This is a genomic window from Bradyrhizobium semiaridum (genome assembly GCF_020329505.1).
In the GTDB taxonomy this organism is placed as follows: Bacteria; Pseudomonadota; Alphaproteobacteria; order Rhizobiales; family Xanthobacteraceae; genus Bradyrhizobium; species Bradyrhizobium semiaridum.
Map to the genome: position 1 here is coordinate 175,342 of NZ_JAGKJJ010000004.1, position 17,141 is coordinate 192,482.

Genomic DNA, 17,141 nt, shown 5'->3' on the forward strand with positions numbered 1-17,141 from the left:
GCGACGTCGCCCCGCCACTTGCGCTCGATCCGTTTGCAGCGTCAGGCCGAGAGCTCCTTCAGGCTGCTTTGCTGCGCATTCCGTCTGGCGTCGACGGCGTCGGCCAGCCGGTGCAGCACCTCGACCGTCGTGTCCCAGCCGATACAGCCATCGGTAATGCTCTGGCCGTAAGTCAGCGGCTTTCCTGGCACGACGTCCTGGCGGCCCGCCACCAGATGGCTCTCGATCATCACACCGACGATGCGCTGCTCACCGCCTGCGACCTGGCCGGCGATGTCTGCGGCAACGGCCGGCTGGTTCTCGGGCTTCTTGCTGCTGTTGGCATGGCTGGTGTCGATCATCAGCTTTGCTGCGACTCCGGCACGGCCGAGTTCGGCCGCCGCGGCATCGACGCTTGCCGCGTCGTAGTTCGGCGCGCGGCCGCCGCGCAGGATGACGTGGCAATCCTCATTGCCGCAGGTTGCGGCAATCGCCGAGCGGCCGCCCTTCGTCACCGCCATGAAATGGTGCGGATGGGAGGCCGACTTCACGGCGTCGGCTGCGATCCGCACATTGCCGTCGGTGCCGTTCTTGAAGCCGACCGGGCAGGACAATCCCGACGCCAGCTCGCGATGGATCTGGCTCTCGGTGGTGCGCGCGCCGATCGCCGCCCATGAGACGAGGTCCGCGATGTATTGCGGCGTCGTCATGTCGAGGAATTCGGTGCCCGCCGGCAGGCCGAGATTGTTCACCGCCGACAGCACGCTGCGGGCAAGCCGCAAGCCCTTGTTGATGTCGAAGCTGCCGTCGAGGTCGGGATCGTTGATCAGCCCCTTCCAGCCGACGGTGGTGCGCGGCTTCTCGAAATAGACCCGCATCACGATCTCGAGGCGGTCGGCGAGCTGTTCACGCAGGCCGGCAAGGCGCTCGGCGTAATCGACGGCCGCCGCGGGATCGTGGATGGAGCAGGGGCCGACGACGACCAGCAGGCGGTCATCGGTGCCATGGAGGATGGCGTGGATGGCGTTGCGGGCGCCCATCACGACGCGGGTTGCCGTCAGGGTACGCGGGATTTCCCGCATCACCTCGTCGGGCGTACTCAGCTCTTTCAGTTCCTTGATGCGAAGGTCGTCTGTCGTACTCAACACGGCTGGCTCCTTTTAGGATTGGGACCTGCCGGCAACAAAAAAGCCGCCAGGTCTGGCGGCTTGTTTTGGTGGTCTGCTGCAATTCTCAGATTGAGCGCGATCCTCCTGCCGCCAGCAAGCTGTCGTAGCTAAAGTACCAAAAATAGCTGGTGGCGACGGTGATCATGGCGGGCTCTATAGCCCAGCGAATTGCCCCTGTCACCCCATAATCGGCAGCTGGGTGCGGTTCGGCGTCAGGTGTTGCGCGCCGCCAACGCCATCCCGATCAGGGTGGCGCCGCCGAACATCAGATTGAGGCCGACCAGAAGGCCGATCGCCCATTCCGCCGAGCCCGGCAGGCCTGCGATGATGAAGAAGGCGATCAGGATGTCCATCAGGCCGGCGATCAGGAGCCATGACCAGCGCCCGGACAATTCGCGGCGGTGCTCGAGCGCGTACATGATGGTGGCAACGCCCTCGGCGACGAAATAGGCGCCGATAACGATGGTCAGCGTCAGCACACCCTGCATCGGCTGGGCCAGCAGCACGAGCCCGGCCAACACGGCGAGCGCAGCCGAGATCAGCGACCACCAGAAGCCAGGCATGCTGCGCGCCCACCAGGTCACGATCAGCCCGCCGATGCCCGAGATCAGGAACATCCAGCCGAGGAAGATGGTGACGGCGAGACTTGCGAATGCCGGCACCAGCATCGCGGCGATGCCGAGGATCACGAGCAGGACGCCCTCGAACAGGAACGCCTTCCAGTGCGCTTTGACGGCCGCACTCGTCTGCGATCGCAGCTTGTCGAGGTCGTGGGGCAGGGTCATCGCGGCGCTCCCGATTTTGCTGGCGTGGACGGATTCTAACTCTGTCCGGATGCCGACGAAAAGCCCTCGGATGCGTTGCGCATCCGGTTGCGGCCGAAGAAGTAGACGGCGGTGGTCGCGACCAACAGCGCAAGCCCGATCAGGATCGAGGTGAAGCCGATCGGGATCAGGATGAATGAAGCGTTGCGCTCGGGGTTGATGTACCAGTGATGCAGCGAGGTGAGCAGGAAGGAGACGCCGGCAAAGCCCGCGCCGCCGCCGATCAGAAGCAGCGCCCACATCCGCCTGAGCTGGCTCAGCCGCTCGCGCGCGACATCGGTGCGCGGCGCATGGTGCCTGCCGACGCGCCGGACGAGGCGGATGGCAAAGCCGATCGAGGAGAAACCGATCACCACGCTGGCCGTGCCGAGCAGGAATCGCGTGGTCGAGCCGAGATCGGGAATCCGTTGCAGCGACAGCAGCGGAAAGTCGAATGCCGCGTGCAGCGCGACCGGCGCAAACAGCACCATGGCCCAGCTTGAGACCTTCGCCCAGTCGCGGTGATGCCGGTGTGCGCCCAGCGCGCCGCCGGAGCGCGCGATCGCAAGATAGGCCCCGGCGATGATGCCGAGCGCGCCGTGGAACGGCACCGTCAGCACGCTGCGCAGCGCCGCGAGCGCGCGCCACATGTCCTTGTGCTGGACCAGATAGGCGAGGTTCTCATAGGCGGCGAAGCCGAGCCCGGCAGCCGCGCCGTAGACCACCGTGTCCATCGGGTCGGCGAAGGCGCGGCGGCGTGCCGAGATGGCGACGATGACGAGGACCTTGACGATCTCCTCCGGCGCCGCCACGCCGAACACCGCGCGGACGGCCTGTGTCAGCCAGGGATCGTCGGGAATCGCGAGCAACGCATTGAACGGCGCGCGCGCGAGACCGAGCAGCGAGATGCTGGCAGCGCCGAGCACGAAGGCCAGCCACACCTGCGTCGGTGGTCCGGGGCGCTCGTCGGCGGCAATGACCAGCCACAGCACCAGCAAGGCAGGCGCAATGGCGGCAGCGCCAATCACAGTCGGAAGCGACTCGAGCAACAGCATGAAGGTAATTTGTCCTCGCTAGGGCCGGAAAATGGCCGCAAACCCAGCGCTTTGCAAGGTGGCCCGAGGCCGCGGCCGCGCGGCTCGGAATTCACGATTGGCTGTAACCGCCCGCGGGGCTCCGCAGACCGACACGGATGAATGCGCCGCCGGCGGCGCGCCGATCAACGACATCTTCCAGGTGCGTTTGGACAAGCAGGAGGCGGATTTCGCATGCGCGATCGAGCGCGGAGCGTAAGGACGGCAAGAACACATTCAAAATGAGCGCACACCTTGTGTGCGACAGGACTTCGGATTTGCGCTGTGGCGCCTCAATACCGTCTTGGTTCGCTGCGACCGTCTTGAACAGGGCAAACGATTTCTTAGCGGTTCTGCTCTTAGCTCGCAGCACGAATAGCGTGAGAGTTTGATGATGTCTGCACTCCGGAACTGGGCCGGCAAGGCCGCCGTGCTGCTTCTGCCGATCGCGCTCGGCGCCTGTGCGCAATATGCGCAATACGGCATGACCACAGCGGCGCCATCCGGACAGGGACCGATGGCTTGGGACGGAGCGGGGCGGGATCCCAACCTCGGTCCGCCGCATCGGCAGTCGCGCAAGGCATCACCGGCTGTCGCGGAGACCATCGACAATCAGGCTCCGTCGACGGCGGATGCAGATACTGAGCTGGCGCGCAAGCTCGTGATCTGCAGCACGTGCATCAAGCCTGCCACGGTGCAGTCGAGCGAGCGGCAAGAGGTAACCAGCCTCGCAAGTCGGCAGTGATTGCCGCCGGTACGATCAGCGAACGGAACGGCGGACGCTCCGCGGTACGATTCCCGAGCTGCGATGGTGTCCGGAGGCCATAGTTAGGCCACGATGTCGTTCGATGCGCAGCGCCATGAAGTTCGAAAGAGCCATCGTTCCCGCAATCATCGTTGCGCTGACTCTCGCGTTCCTGATTCACCTCGGTGACACCCGCGCCCACGCGCACATGCCGCCGCATTGTGGATTCTGGACCTCGATCGAGGCTGGATTGTCTTGCAGGTAACGACCGGCTGACGGGCGCAGTCACGCACGGGCGGGGCCTCGCGCGGTTGCGAGGCCGCGTAACGGGATCGTGCGCGGCGATCGACAGGCGGAATCCGGTCATTCGGCCGTGGAGGGATGGCCCTGGACCGGTGATCCATTTGGGTCATGACAGGAGGTGCACGGAAATGTTCTCACCCCGCGCGGGACATCCGATTTGAGAGGCGGGCGCACCGGCGAAGAGGAAGCGCAGGAGCGCGCGCTAGCTGAGCATTTTTTTGCATTTTGCCAGGTGATTTGATGGTGCGTACCGGCTTGATCTTGCTCGCACTTGTGGCTGGGGCGCTGGCCCTGCTGTCGCTTCCTGACATGGACGAGCGTTCTTCGTCTGTTTCGGCGCTTGGCGTCCCCGTCAGCCGGCTGGGCCACTGATACACAGCCCTGAGCCGACGCCGTTTCTGAACGCTTGCCCCTCCAGCCAATCGCCACTATACGTTCGCTCGTCGCGGCCGTTGACGACTGCGGCCGGTCCGGCCTATCTCACGTTTAACGTATTGATCTGCCGGGAGTTTTGCTCCCTTCGTCTATCGGTTAGGACGCCACCCTTTCACGGTGGAGAGAGCGGTTCGATTCCGCTAGGGAGCGCCATGACCTCGTGCCGGACGAAATTTCCGCAAGACGGCTGTTGGCGCGCCGACTCGCGGCAACGGGGGTGATTGCTGGAATCCGCGGCGATTTCGCAACGCTTTGTAAAGCCAGCGGCGCTACGGCTGAGCCCCGGGGAATGATGCCATGGCCTTAGGGACGAAGAAGCGCGACACGCGCAAATCGCTGCGCCAGTCCGGATGGATCACGCTCGACGGCGGATTTGCGGCGCGGCCCTGCCTGGTCGAGGACATCTCGTCCTCCGGCGCCAGGATCACGATGCAGGACAACAATGCGCTGCCGGCCAAGCTGCGGCTGGCATTCTCGCGCGACGCCCGTACCGGGCGCGCCTGCGAAGTGGTCTGGCGCGACGGCAAGACTTTCGGCATCAAATTCGTGAACTAGAACGCTGTGGTCTCGTTCAGCCTTGCGCGATAAAAGGCCGGATGCGGATCATGAGCCTTGCCATCATCGCCGTCCTGCTTCCGGCCGCAGCCCTCGCGCAGCAGCGCAACGGCCGGAATTTTCAGACCCCACCCGACGCCGGCAAGACACTGGCGCCGAAGACCACGGCACGGAACAATCCCTGTGCGTCGTTCGGACCGGGGTTCGTCAAGCTCGAAGGCAGCGACACCTGCGCGAAGCTCGGCGGCGCGATCAGCGTCGGCGCCGGGATATCGGGCGGGCGCTGCCCAGTCTATGACATCGGCGGCGCGATGAAGCGGACGAAGCCCGGACGCTGTCCGAGCTCGCCGAACCAGCGTGCCAGATTTGGCAGGGCAGGCTTGGTGACACCCTCGACGCCGAGCCAGCGCCGCGCAAAGGCGCCGATCGCGATGTCGGCGATTGTGAACTGATCGCCCTCGACGAAGCGGCGGCTCGCAAGCTGGGCTTCGACCACGCGCCACACCACGCCTTCGGCATCGACATCCTTCTGAATCTGGATCATGTCGCGATCCTCCGGCGGCGTGCGCACCAGTCCCCAGAACACCGGACGGTCGACCGGCTGCAGCGTCGACAGCGTCCAGTCGAGCCAGCGGTCGACGGCGGCGCGCGCCTTCGGCGCCTGCGGATAGATCGGCGAATTCTGGCCGTGAGCCATGCAGAGATAGCGCATCACCGAATTGGATTCCCACAGCACGTAGTCGCCCTCGACCAGCGTCGGGATGCGGCCATTCGGATTCATCGCGAGATATTCGGGTTGATCGTTCTTGCCGAACTGCATGCCGGCGTCGATGCGCTGATAGGCGAGGTCGAGCTCGGCGAGGCACCAGAGCACTTTCTGCACATTGACCGAGTTGGCCCGACCCCAGATCGTCAGTTGCGGCTTGCCGTCCATCACGCGTTCTCCCGCGGTTTGCTTTGCCGAGTTTCTTAGCGGAGTACCCTGAAAAATGCGCGCGACGAATTGTACCGAGAGCAAAAAAGCAAGGCCCCGCCGTGATACGGCGAGGCCTTCACGCTAATGCGAGCTGCGCGTCAAATCCGGCTTAGTGGCCGAAGAACAGCCATAACAGAATGATCACCGGAATCGGTACACCCAACAGCCAAAGCAATATTCCTCGTCCCATCGGTTGCCTCCTCGCATCGATTGTTCGGAGGCAACGCCAGCGGCCGTATCGTGTTCCTAAGCATCAAGCGCCGCCCGCATCGCGGTATCGGCCGTAAGCGCGCCCGCCTTGATCGCCCGGCGAAGGTGGCCGGGGGCCTACCAGTGGCCGGTGTTCTGCATCGAGGCCCATGGCTCCGCCGGCGGCTTCGGATCGCCCTTTTGCAAGATCTCGATCGAGTGCAGGTCGGGTGAGCGCACGAACGCCATGTTGCCGTCGCGCGGTGGCCGGTTGATGGTGACGCCCATTTTCATCAGCCTGTCGCAGGTCGCATAGATGTCGTCGACCTCGTAGGCGAGGTGGCCGAAATAGCGATCCTCGCCATATTTCTCCTCGTCCCAATTGTAGGTGAGTTCGACCAGCGGCGCGCCGCGGGTCGGGGGCAGCGACTTCAAGAGGTCGAGATCCTCCGGCGCGCAGAGAAACACCAGCGTGAAGCGGCCCTTGTCGTTATCGATGCGGCGCACTTCCTTCAGCCCCAGCGCATCCTGGTAGAACTTCATCGCCGTGTCGAGGTTCCGGACACGCAGCATGGTGTGGAGATAGCGCATTTTCTTGTCCTCCTGAGAGCGTCAGAGATTTTTGTTTGGGCGGAACGGTCCGACGAGAACGTAGCAGCAAATTGCGCCAAGGGGCAGGGTTCGCAGGCTGCATGCGGGTAAGATCAAAGCCAATTTTGTGCGCTCTCAACCTTTCGCGAGCTTTCCGGCTGCGGAGGTTCGCCATGCAATCAGCTTACTCTCAATCGATGAAGACTTCCGTCGTTGGTCTCAGATCGTCCGACAGCCGCGGCGGGGCGTGGTCGCTGCGCTTGTCGCTCAGCTCGGCAATAACCCACGAACGTGCACGACTCCTCGTTCGCCGAAACTGAATCGGTCATGTCCGAAATTTCATCCGGGACGGGTGCGGCATAATGAACGGTAAGGTTGCAGCAGTTTAATGAACGGGTACCCCGACATCGGCTATTTTCCGCGCAACCTATTGGAGGCCGTTTGATGTCGAACCGCGTCGAAGACGTGCAGATGTTGAGGTTGGCGAAGGCATTCTACAGGATCAAAAGCGTCGACGTGCGCCGCGCTGTGTTGCTCTACGTCGAAGAACAGCTCGAGAAGGAAGAGAAGCGGCCGGACGGTTCGCCGACGAACACTTCCACGCAATCGTGACCCGTGGCACCGCGCAGATCCACGCGGCCGCGGCCCCGGCCGATACGCTCAAACATCGTCGCGCCCGAAATGGAAAGCCCCGCAGGCTGGATGCGGGGCTTTCCCAGTTGACGGACTGGGGATTCAGGGCGTGAGCCGTCAACTGCCGGAACCAAACTTAAGGTTGAATCCGGAAAATGCAACAGCGCCGTGATGACGGAATATGTTCGTCCCACAGCGCTGCGCCAGATACTGGGCCCTGAAATCCCCAGCGCCGGTGTGTCGCCACATACCGCAAAAGGTTCAAGCGAAAGGCCCGATCGGAGCGCCGTATCGCGAGCGCTTGCGTGGCAACGCCGTGGGCACGACGGGGCCGCGAGATGCGGCCTGCCGTGGAGCAGTCTTAGATCTTGATGTCCAGGATGGTCTCGACCGCGTCGCGGTCGGCCTTGTTCTTGGCGGCGAAGATGTCGAGCACATCCTCGCTGAGGATGCGGGGTTGGGCCTTCGCGGTCTGATCGACGACGAGCTGCACGCGGGCTTGCGTTACTTCGGTCGGGACTGGGTAAATGAGCATGGCTCTCCCTCCGCGTGGAACCTTGTCAGTGATTTCTTAATGATTTGTTGCGCCATTCTCGCGAATCATGGCCACGATTGTTGGCAGAGCGATCAGCTCCTCCGAAGGGCAAAGCGCCCTGGTCTGCAGCGGCGATTTGTGGATATGTGCGCAGCAAGCTACCGCGTTTGCTGAGGAAATGCTGCCGGCGGCCCAGTGGATATGCTGCGGACAGGCGTTGGATATGCTGCGGATAAAGGGCGTTGCTGGTAGCGGGCTGCTGGCGATCAGTCCACCTTTTCGCCGGGATGCTTGTGATAGACGGCGATGCCGATGAAGCCGGCAAAGGCGATCACGTTGAGAAGAAGTTCCATCCACGCCGGCATAACGTCATCCTAGTTTCGCCAATAAATAAACCCGAGGGTTGTCTTTTTGTTCCGGCGCTAACCGATGGTAGCTTTGCGCAATCGCATGGCTTCGGATTCGAGTCCATGCGTGGAACACTGGCTATGTGCCTGAAACGCCGCACCAACATCGAGCGCGCCGTGCCGTGATCAGGCGATCTGCAACCATCACCGCTGCCTGACGTTAGCCCGCGAGATCACTGTGGAGGAGGTTGCGCATGAAAAAGACATTGGCAGTTCTGGCGGCCGTCGCGACGGTTGGCGCAACGGCGCTGAGCGCGCCGGCTGAGGCGCGCGGCCGCGGTATAGGTCCAGGCTTGGCATTTGGCCTGGCCGCTGGCGCGATCGCCGCCGGTGCGGCAGGCGCATATAGCTACGGCTACGGGCCGGGCTACTACTATGGCCCGCGCTATCGCACCTATTACGGTGGCGGGCCCTATGCCTACTACGACGAGCCGTACTACCGTCCTTATCGGCACCACTACTATCGCTGGTAACGGCGCTTGGTAGCGAAAGAGCCCGGAGCTGTCAGCTCCGGGCTCTTCAATTGCAGATCAAGGCGCGATCGGATTAGATCGCGCGGCAGATCGCGCGATATCAAGCTGTCTTCCTTTGAAATCCGCTCCAGGCATTGCCGAGCGTGCTGGCGTAATACTCCTGGCGGTCGCGCTCGAACTTCTGCTGCGTGGCCCTGAAGCTGGCAACCCGTGTGGCGATCTCTTCACGCTCGCGCGCGAGCGCGTCTTGCTGTTCGCTCATTGCCCATCCGCCTGATGGTGGTCCTGTCCCGGCGGGATTTGCATGGCCGAATTGGGCGTCAATGCGGAGCGGGCATTGATTGTGATGAAGCGAAGGCGGTGGAAAAGGCGTAGCCCGCCTTGTCGCCTGCGCGGCTTGGAGTTAGCCAAAAAGAAAAAACGGGAGGCCGGAATGGCGAAGATCGATCTGGATGCCGCGAGAGAGCAGGCCGCGCGGCGTGATCGTCGCCCCGCGTTACGCGCCGATCTGGCAAGCGGTCGGGCCGTGCTATAGTCAGGCGGGTCAACCGGATCATTCCCTGTGATCGCAAGAGATCTGCGCAGCGGCATCGAGCGGCTCGGCAACATGATTGCCGAGGCGTCGTCGATCGTTCCGTTTACCGGCGCCGGCATCTCCACCGAGTGCGGCATTCCCGATTTCCGTTCGCCGGGCGGGATCTGGACGCGCAATCGGCCGATCCCGTTCGATGAATTTGTTGCCAGCCAGGATGCGCGCGACGAGTCGTGGCGCCGCCGCTTCGCAATGGAACCGACCTTCGCCGCCGCTAAGCCCGGTCGCGGGCATCGCGCACTCGCCTCGCTCTATCGCGCCGGCAAGGTTCCGGGCATCATTACCCAGAACATCGACAATCTGCATCAGGCGTCAGGCTTCGAGGCCGACGACGTCATCGAGTTGCACGGCAACACGACCTATGCGCGCTGCATCGGCTGCAGCAAGGCTTACGATCTCTCGTGGGTGAGCAGCTGTTCGACAGCACCGGTAGCGCGCCCGACTGCGCCGACTGCGGCGATCCCGTGAAGACCGCGACGATCTCGTTCGGGCAAGCGATGCCCGAGGACGCGATGCATCGTGCCACGGAACTAACCCGGCACTGCGATCTTTCCTTGCGATCGGCTCGTCGCTGGTGGTGTGGCCCGCCGCGGGCTTTCCGATGATGGCGAAGAACTGCGGCGCGAGCCTCGTGATCATCAACAACGAACCGACCGATCAGGACGACATTGCCGATCTCGTGATCCGTCACGACATCGGCGAGACGCTTGGTCCGTTCGTGGGCAACTGAAGCCCGTTCGATTCGGGCTGTGCAAGCCTGTTCATAGTTCCCGATAGATTCGTTTTTTAGCTATGCGATGCGGGCGGGAGTGTTATCTTTTGATTCGAGATTCGCGCGTGGTTATCGCGAGTTTGGTGATGGATAGCAGCGTGTTCAGGCTCAGCCGCGATGACGGCGGGCTGCAATTGATGTGTGGGGTCCGGGGTCATGGGGTCGGACGGATTTGAGTCCAAGAAGCTCGGCGGACCGCCGGCGAGCGGGGCCGGGCAGAGCAGACTTGGGCCAGGCGACTACGCGAACAACGCGCCGCGCGATCCGGCGCTGGATGCGTTCTCGGTTCTCGGCGACGCCGCGGCCAATCTCGTCGAGCTTTCCGGCGTCATCAAATGGTTCGATGCCTCGAAGGGTTACGGCTTCATCGTTCCTGACAATGGCTGGCCCGACATTTTGCTGCACGTGACGGTGCTGCGGCGCGACGGTTACCAGACGGCCTATGAAGGCGCGCGCGTCGTCGTCGAATGCGTCCAGCGTGCCAAGGGCTACCAGGCCTTCCGGATCGTCTCGATGGACGAGTCGACGGCGATCCATCCGGCGCAGATGCTGCCGCCGCGAACCCACGTCACGGTGACCGCGACCAGCGGGCTCGAGCGCGCGCAGGTCAAGTGGTTCAACCGGCTGCGCGGCTTCGGCTTCGTGACCTGCGGCGAGGGCACCCCCGACATCTTCGTGCACATGGAGACGCTGCGGCGTTTCGGCATGACCGAGCTGCGGCCCGGCCAGTATGTGCTGGTGCGGTTCGGGCCCGGCTCCAAGGGAATGATGGCCGCCGAGATTCATCCCGAGACCGGCCCGTCGGCGCTGTCCTCGCACTAGCCCGAATTGTTGACCCGAGACCGCTGACCCAGTCCCCGGATTGCCTGACGAAACGTGAGGCGAGGGGCTGGCGGCAAAGCTCTGGCATTTGCCGCAATCATCGGGTTAGGGTCCGCCGGAAAATTCCACCGGCATGAGTAACCTTCGATGAATTTCGATCGCAATGTTGGGCGGCTTCGCCTGTGGCTGCTGGCCGCGCTCGTCATCCTGTCCGGCGCGCTGCCGGCTCCGGCCGCGCAGGCCGCAAGTTTCCAGCCGCTCGAGATCGTCACCAAGTCCGGCGTTCATGTCTTCTCGGTCGAGATGGCGATTACCGAGCAGGAGAAGGAGACCGGCCTGATGTACCGCAAGGAGCTGGCGGACGGCAAAGGCATGCTGTTCGACTTCTCGCCGGAGCAGGAGGTGTCGATGTGGATGAAGAACACCTACATCTCGCTCGACATGATCTTCATCCGTGCCGACGGCCGCATCCTGCGCATCGCCGAGAATACCGAGCCGATGTCGACCAAGATCATCCCGTCAAGGGGGCTCGCCAAGGGCGTCCTCGAGGTGATCGCCGGGACCGCGCAGAAATACGGCATCCAGCCCGGCGACCGGGTCGCCCATCCGTTGTTCAACGGCCGCTGAGGGGCACCAAGCGGCGCCTTGCTGGCGCCGGCTTATGCGTGTATCCACAGGGCCTCTCGGAAATGTCGGGGTATAGCGCAGCCTGGTAGCGCGGCAGTTTTGGGTACTGCAGGTCGTTGGTTCGAATCCAGCTGCCCCGACCAAACCCTTTCTCTTGCTTTTTGCGATCGGCGGGAACCCGGCGCGCCGTCCCGCGGCAAGCGCCCGACGAGACTGCGCCGGCCGACGAGGAAAACCCCGCAACGAGGGCGGGTTTTCAGCTGGCGGCAATAGGGATTTAAGGGCAGCGCCGCCAGCGTGTTCCTAAACTAGAGATTGTATCGCGAAATGCAACAGCGCCGTCTGGGCGGAATATGATCGTCCAGACAGCGCTGCGCGAATTACTGGGCCCTCAAATCCCCAGCGTCGATGGGTCGCGCCAACCGCCGGTAAGGTTCAAGGAAATCCGTGGGCAGCTTCGCGCTGGTTCGCGCTGCGATCGGCATCGAGCGGACGTGCCTTGCCGATGGGACGCTCGGGCTGGCAGGCTGGCGCGTCCGCACAAGAACAATCCGCGAGGTAATGCCATGGCGCGCAAACTGATCGACATCTCCGTCCCCCTGCAGAACGACGTTCCGGCCGATCCGCCCGGCAATCATCCGACCATCCAGTATATCGATCACCAGCAGGGCCTGCCGCGGATGCTGCAGTTCTTCGAGGGATTGAAGGCGGAGGACCTGCCCGACGGCCAGGGTTGGGCCGTCGAACAGGTCTCGCTCTCGACCCATAACGGCACGCATCTCGACGCGCCCTGGCATTTTCACCCGACCATGAACCGCGGTGAGCGCTCGTGGACCATCGACGAGGTACCGCTGGAGTGGTGCTTTCAGCCCGGTGTGAAGCTCGACTTCCGCCATCTGCCCGACGGCTATGTCGCGACCGCCGCCGATGTCGAGGCCGAGCTGAAGCGCATCGGTCACACGCTGTCGCCGCTGGAGATCGTCCTCGTCAACACCAGCGCGGGCGCCAAATACGGCCGGCCGGACTATGTCACCTCGGGCTGCGGCATGGGCTACGAGGCGACGATGTATCTGCTCGAGCGCGGCGTGCGGCTGACCGGCATCGACGGCTGGAGCTGGGATGCGCCGTTCGTCTACACCGCGAAGAAATATGCCGAGACCAAGGATGCCAGCCTGATCTGGGAAGGGCACAAGGCCGGGCGGCACATCGGCTATTGCCACATCGAGAAGCTGCACAATCTGGAGCAGCTACCGTCAGTCGGCTTCATGGTGTCCTGCTTCCCGGTGAAGATCGAGCGCGCCTCGGCGGGATGGACGCGTGCGGTCGCGATCCTCGATGGCTAGGGCGCCGGTCGGGCGGTCGTATCCGAAGGCTTTTGCGGCTCGCCCGTCATTCCGGCAGGTTGTTGCCGCGACGCCACAGCCTGAGGCATCAAGATGTGTATTGATGCACGCAGTGGTAGCGAACGATTGATCAGCCGGCCGCGGCCGCCTGCCATCAATCCTGACTTCCGCAGTTCTCTCCCGCAGACTAGAGCCCCGGCGTCCTCCGGGGCTCTTTCTTGCCTGCCGGGCAGACTTGGCCATTCCATCAGGATCGCGCGCATAAAAATTCAGGCGCGCCGCAGCCGGCGCGCCTGATCGGCTGTTGCTGATCCGCTTGCGTCAGCGGGCGGCTGTCACCAGCGGCACACGCGCACGCCGCGCGGGGTCCACCAGCAGCGCGGGCCCGGCGCATAGAAACCATAGCCGCGAGGATAAAAGCCACGGCCACGATAGCCGCCGCGATAGCCCCAGCCGCCGCCACGATAACCCCAGCCGCCGCGTCCGCGATAGGCTTGGGCAGGCGAGGTGGTGGCACCCACCAGGATGGCCGACGTGCTTGCGACATAGACGAACAACAAAGCGACCGCTGCGAGGCAACGCGTCAGGATATTGTAGCGTTTAGTCATTCTGGATATCTCCCGGTCACTTCCAAACATCTCACCGATGCCGGCTGTCTCGCTTGGACGCGCGAGACCAGCATGCGGTTCGTACGCCCCAAGACAATTTTTTCACTAAGGTTCTTACGAGCTTTGACGACTCTATTGAGAGGGCGAGGTAAGGTCAAGTTACGGACCGGATTACTTTGGATTATCATGTTGTTACGTTCATCTTGCCGTTCATCTGCCGTTCAGCCTGTTCATCTTGATCTATGTTAGTTCGGTTTGTGCACCGCGGAAGCTGAGCTTCCCGAACGCGTCGATCGAGTCGTTGAGTCGTCCTGAAGAGTCCCCATGCCGAAACAACACACCTACGTCCTTGGTCTCAACACCTACGACCATGACGTGAGCGCCTGCCTGCTGCGTGACGGCGCGATTGCCTTTGCGATCGCGAAAGAGCGCATCACCCGCGAGAAGCATGCGTCCGGCTTCTACAAGGAGGTGATCGACTACTGCCTTGGGGCTGAGGGCATCACGCTCGACGACGTCGATCTCGTGGTGCGCAACAGCTACATCCTGCCGGTGCCGGAGATGGAAGAGCGGCTGGCGCATCAAGACATGCCGGGCTTCCTGCCGATCGCCGAGCGCGACGAGGCGGAGAAGCACCCGCTGTTTCGCTCGAAGTCCGACAAGGTGGTGTCGATCTCGCATCACCTCGCGCATGCCTACAGCGCGTTCGCGGTGTCGCCGTTCAGGGACGGCGTGGTGATGGTCGTCGACGGCGTCGGCAACTACCAGTCCGACGTCATGGAGTCCTATCCCGGCGATGCGGCGACGCCGCTGGCCCGCGAGTCCGAGAGCTACTACAAATTCGACGACGCCAGGCTCGAATGCCTGAAGAAGGTCTGGATGGAGCCGGCGCGCGGCCTGTTGTCGGACGAGTTCTACAACATGCCGGGTCTGGGCGCTCTTTACAGCCGGGTGTCGACCTATGTGTTCGGCGACTGGAACAAGTGCGGCGAGCTGATGGGGCTGGCACCCTATGGCCGCCGCGAGCAGGTCGGCCATCTGCTCGAGATGACGGACGGCAAGCTCAGCATCCCGTTCTGGAGCGCCGAGAACCAGCGGCCTTATGTGCTCGACAGCGGCAGCTGGGACAAGAATCCGGCGATGCGGCACTGGGAGGACATCGCCTGCCGGGTGCAGGACGACACCGAGAATGTGCTGCTGGCGCGGGCGCGCTGGCTGCGCGAGACCACCGGCGCCAAGAACCTGTGCATCGCCGGCGGCGTCGCGCTGAACTGCGTGGCGAATGGGCGCATCGCGCGCGAGGCCGGCTTCGAGAATATCTGGATCCAGCCCGCCGCCGGCGACGACGGCATCGCGATCGGCTGCGCCTATTACGGCTGGCTGGAAGTGCTCAAGCAGCGCCGCTCCTTCGTGATGGAGCATGCCTATGTCGGCCGGCCCTACAGCGACGCCGAGGTAGCCGCCGCGCTCGGCGATTTCCTGGTCCGCATCCAAGTCGACGCGCGGCGCAGCGACAATGTCTGTCGCGATACCGCGAAGTTGCTGGCCGAGCAGCGCGTGATCGGCTGGTTCCAGGGATCGTCCGAGTTCGGGCCGCGCGCGCTCGGCAATCGCAGCCTGATTGCCGACCCGCGCCGGGCCGAGATGAAGGACATCCTCAACAGCCGGGTCAAGCACCGCCAGGCGTTCCGCCCGTTCGCGCCGATCGTGCTCGCCGAGCGCATGAAGGAGATTTTCGAAGGCGAGGAGGACTCGCCTTTCATGCTGATCGCAAAGCCGGTACGCCCCGAGTGGCGCGACAAGATCCCGGCGATCGTGCATGTCGACGGCTCGGCACGCGTGCAGAGCGTGCGCGAGGAGACCAACCCGAAACTCTATCGCCTGCTGAAGGAGTTCGAGGCGCTAACCGGCGTGCCGGTGCTGATCAACACCTCCTTCAACGTCAAGGGCGAGCCGATCATCGAGACGCCGCAGGATGCCGTGAGCTGCTTCCTGACCACCGGGATCGACAACCTCGTGCTGCACGACACCGTGGTATCGAAGACCTGGATGCACAAGGTCGTCGCGCCGATCATGACCACGTTCGGCGACGTCTCGACCATCGTCGCCTCGACCACGCAGGACCGCAACCGCGGCGGCTAAAGCATGATCCAGAAAAGTGCGAAGCGGTTTTCCGGAAAGATCATGCTCAAACAAGGAGCTAATGCGCGATGACGATTCAACCCAATCACATCGCGCTTAGCCCGTCTTGGCCGGCGCAGCCGCCTTGGGCGCCGGCGGCTTGACGGGCTTGTCCTGCCGCTTCGACCAGGAGATGTAGTAGGCCACGATCGTCATGATCGCGATGCCGGAAATCGACACGAAGATCTGCGCGAATAGCGAGCCCGAGCTCATCGAGAGCTCGAAATGCCCGACGAACGACAGGAACACGCCGACGCAGAACACCGCGAGCGATTGCTGGCCGCAGACGATCAGCGGATCGAAGATCTTCCACTCCAGCGCTGCCCAGTCCTTCGGGATGAAACGGATCACCAGCACGGTGATCACCACGAAGTGCAGGAAGCGGTAAGGCGCGAGGTTGGTCTTGTCGTTCGGATTGAACGCCGAATAGAGCCAATCCGGAAACATCGCGCCGAAGTCCGGGAAGCGGCCGGCCATCGTCATGATCAACGCGAAGATCAGATAGGCGATGCAGAACCAAAGCGTGTAGGGCGAGTTGATGATGTGCATGTTCTTGCGGGCGCCGCCCATCGCGCACCACGAGCCGAACACGAACAGCACCTGCCAGGCGAACGGATTGAAGTACCAGGTGCCGGCCGGGTAGGCCGCCAGGTTCCAGCCCATCTGCCGCGACATCAGCCAGAGCGCGATCGAGGCCAGCATGGTCCAGTTCGGCTGGCGCAGCATGAACCACAGCACCGGCGGGAACAGACCCATCAGCACGATGTAGAGCGGCAGCACGTCGAGGTTGACCGGCTTGAACTTCAGGAACAGGCCCTGACGCAGCGTCTCGGTGGCGTTGTCGACGAGGCCGGCGACGTTGAACTCGTTGATGATCTCGGAATCACCGAAGCGCAATGCCAGATAGCTGATCGAGGCAATGTAGATCACGAACAGGATGATGTGGGCGACATAGAGCTGCCAGACCCGCTTGGTCAGCCGGGTGGCGCCGACGATGAAGCCGCGCTCCAGCATCATGCGGGCATAGACGAAGGACGCGGTGTAGCCGGAGATGAAGACGAACAGGTCGGCGGCGTCGCTGAAGCCGTAATTGCGGGTTGTGATCCAGTTCACGACGTTGTCGGGGATGTGATCGAGATAGATCGCCCAGTTCGCGATGCCGCGGAACAGGTCGAGCCGGAGGTCACGTCCTTTGTCGGGCAGGGTGGCGTGGATTTCCATAGGGCGCGCCGCTTCTTCGAGGTGGTGATGCTGCCAAGAAGGCCGCGCCGCGGGCCCAAGGGACTTCAAGGACGGTCCCGGGGAGCCAGATTGTCACAGCGCGGTAGAA

Annotated in this window: 19 protein-coding genes, 2 tRNA genes and 1 pseudogene; 13 read left to right on the forward strand and 9 right to left on the reverse strand. The window is 63.2% G+C overall.

Annotated features, from left to right (window positions below):
- Positions 1-41: 41 nt before the first annotated feature.
- The 3 genes from J6500_RS06995 to J6500_RS07005 form a co-directional block, all read right to left on the reverse strand.
- Complete coding sequence (locus J6500_RS06995) at positions 42-1,127, reverse strand: 3-deoxy-7-phosphoheptulonate synthase (RefSeq protein ID WP_225711952.1); 1,086 nt, start codon at positions 1,125-1,127, stop codon at positions 42-44.
- Between the two features lie 233 nt (positions 1,128-1,360).
- Complete coding sequence (locus tag J6500_RS07000; RefSeq protein WP_225711953.1) at positions 1,361-1,933, reverse strand: HdeD family acid-resistance protein; 573 nt, start codon at positions 1,931-1,933, stop codon at positions 1,361-1,363.
- Positions 1,934-1,968: 35 nt separating this feature from the next.
- Positions 1,969-3,006: a PrsW family glutamic-type intramembrane protease gene (locus tag J6500_RS07005; protein ID WP_225711954.1), complete on the reverse strand. Its 1,038-nt coding sequence runs from the start codon at positions 3,004-3,006 to the stop codon at positions 1,969-1,971.
- Between the two features lie 97 nt (positions 3,007-3,103).
- Here J6500_RS07005 and J6500_RS07010 point away from each other — a divergent pair, with 97 nt between their 5' ends.
- From J6500_RS07010 to J6500_RS07025, 4 genes are all read left to right on the forward strand, one after another.
- Positions 3,104-3,244, forward strand: coding sequence for a hypothetical protein (locus tag J6500_RS07010; RefSeq protein ID WP_225711955.1), 141 nt, complete (start codon positions 3,104-3,106; stop codon positions 3,242-3,244).
- A 171-nt stretch (positions 3,245-3,415) separates the two neighbouring features.
- Complete coding sequence (locus J6500_RS07015; RefSeq protein ID WP_225711956.1) at positions 3,416-3,769, forward strand: hypothetical protein; 354 nt, start codon at positions 3,416-3,418, stop codon at positions 3,767-3,769.
- An 816-nt stretch (positions 3,770-4,585) separates the two neighbouring features.
- Positions 4,586-4,660 (forward strand) — tRNA-Glu (locus tag J6500_RS07020).
- 144 nt (positions 4,661-4,804) lie between these two features.
- On the forward strand, positions 4,805-5,062 hold the full coding sequence (locus J6500_RS07025) for a PilZ domain-containing protein (RefSeq protein ID WP_225711957.1): 258 nt from the start codon (positions 4,805-4,807) through the stop codon (positions 5,060-5,062).
- A 292-nt stretch (positions 5,063-5,354) separates the two neighbouring features.
- On the opposite strand, the gene J6500_RS07030 is transcribed toward J6500_RS07025, so the two are convergent.
- Both J6500_RS07030 and J6500_RS07035 read right to left on the reverse strand, forming a co-directional pair.
- A complete protein-coding gene (locus tag J6500_RS07030) occupies positions 5,355-5,996 on the reverse strand; it encodes a glutathione S-transferase family protein (protein WP_225711958.1) in 642 nt (213 codons plus the stop codon).
- A 369-nt stretch (positions 5,997-6,365) separates the two neighbouring features.
- Entirely contained in the window at positions 6,366-6,818 is a 453-nt protein-coding gene (locus tag J6500_RS07035; RefSeq protein ID WP_225711959.1) for a VOC family protein, read from the reverse strand.
- 444 nt (positions 6,819-7,262) lie between these two features.
- Here J6500_RS07035 and J6500_RS07040 point away from each other — a divergent pair, with 444 nt between their 5' ends.
- Complete coding sequence (locus J6500_RS07040) at positions 7,263-7,430, forward strand: hypothetical protein (RefSeq protein ID WP_225711960.1); 168 nt, start codon at positions 7,263-7,265, stop codon at positions 7,428-7,430.
- A gap of 382 nt (positions 7,431-7,812) precedes the next feature.
- On the opposite strand, the gene J6500_RS07045 is transcribed toward J6500_RS07040, so the two are convergent.
- Positions 7,813-7,986 (reverse strand): hypothetical protein, encoded by a 174-nt coding sequence (locus J6500_RS07045; protein ID WP_225711961.1) that lies wholly within the window; start codon positions 7,984-7,986, stop codon positions 7,813-7,815.
- Positions 7,987-8,587: 601 nt separating this feature from the next.
- On the opposite strand from J6500_RS07045, the gene J6500_RS07050 reads away from it, so the two are divergent.
- Positions 8,588-8,866: a hypothetical protein gene (locus J6500_RS07050; RefSeq protein WP_225711962.1), complete on the forward strand. Its 279-nt coding sequence runs from the start codon at positions 8,588-8,590 to the stop codon at positions 8,864-8,866.
- A 100-nt stretch (positions 8,867-8,966) separates the two neighbouring features.
- Here the strand turns inward: J6500_RS07050 and J6500_RS07055 are convergent, their stop codons facing one another.
- On the reverse strand, positions 8,967-9,128 hold the full coding sequence (locus tag J6500_RS07055; protein ID WP_225711963.1) for a hypothetical protein: 162 nt from the start codon (positions 9,126-9,128) through the stop codon (positions 8,967-8,969).
- Between the two features lie 42 nt (positions 9,129-9,170).
- On the opposite strand from J6500_RS07055, the gene J6500_RS07060 reads away from it, so the two are divergent.
- The 6 genes and pseudogenes from J6500_RS07060 to J6500_RS07085 all read left to right on the forward strand — a co-directional run bounded on the left by J6500_RS07060 (position 9,171) and on the right by J6500_RS07085 (position 13,022).
- Positions 9,171-9,401 (forward strand): hypothetical protein, encoded by a 231-nt coding sequence (locus tag J6500_RS07060; RefSeq protein WP_225711964.1) that lies wholly within the window; start codon positions 9,171-9,173, stop codon positions 9,399-9,401.
- A 27-nt stretch (positions 9,402-9,428) separates the two neighbouring features.
- A pseudogene (locus tag J6500_RS07065) lies at positions 9,429-10,188 on the forward strand (SIR2 family NAD-dependent protein deacylase).
- Positions 10,189-10,386: 198 nt separating this feature from the next.
- Positions 10,387-11,052, forward strand: coding sequence for a cold-shock protein (locus J6500_RS07070; protein WP_225711965.1), 666 nt, complete (start codon positions 10,387-10,389; stop codon positions 11,050-11,052).
- A 147-nt stretch (positions 11,053-11,199) separates the two neighbouring features.
- The gene (locus J6500_RS07075; RefSeq protein ID WP_225711966.1) at positions 11,200-11,679 is read left to right on the forward strand and encodes a DUF192 domain-containing protein; all 480 of its coding nucleotides are present in this window, start codon (positions 11,200-11,202) and stop codon (positions 11,677-11,679) included.
- 66 nt (positions 11,680-11,745) lie between these two features.
- Positions 11,746-11,822: transfer RNA gene (locus J6500_RS07080), tRNA-Pro, on the forward strand.
- Positions 11,823-12,245: 423 nt separating this feature from the next.
- Positions 12,246-13,022 carry a cyclase family protein gene (locus tag J6500_RS07085; RefSeq protein ID WP_225711967.1) on the forward strand — a complete coding sequence of 259 codons (777 nt, stop codon included), beginning with the start codon at positions 12,246-12,248 and terminating at the stop codon, positions 13,020-13,022.
- Positions 13,023-13,357: 335 nt separating this feature from the next.
- Here the strand turns inward: J6500_RS07085 and J6500_RS07090 are convergent, their stop codons facing one another.
- Positions 13,358-13,630, reverse strand: a complete 273-nt coding sequence (locus J6500_RS07090) for a hypothetical protein (protein WP_225711968.1) — start codon at positions 13,628-13,630, stop codon at positions 13,358-13,360.
- A gap of 324 nt (positions 13,631-13,954) precedes the next feature.
- Here J6500_RS07090 and J6500_RS07095 point away from each other — a divergent pair, with 324 nt between their 5' ends.
- Complete coding sequence (locus tag J6500_RS07095) at positions 13,955-15,772, forward strand: carbamoyltransferase family protein (RefSeq protein WP_225711969.1); 1,818 nt, start codon at positions 13,955-13,957, stop codon at positions 15,770-15,772.
- Between the two features lie 96 nt (positions 15,773-15,868).
- Here the strand turns inward: J6500_RS07095 and J6500_RS07100 are convergent, their stop codons facing one another.
- Positions 15,869-17,032 carry an OpgC domain-containing protein gene (locus J6500_RS07100; RefSeq protein ID WP_225711970.1) on the reverse strand — a complete coding sequence of 388 codons (1,164 nt, stop codon included), beginning with the start codon at positions 17,030-17,032 and terminating at the stop codon, positions 15,869-15,871.
- Positions 17,033-17,141 lie beyond the last annotated feature (109 nt).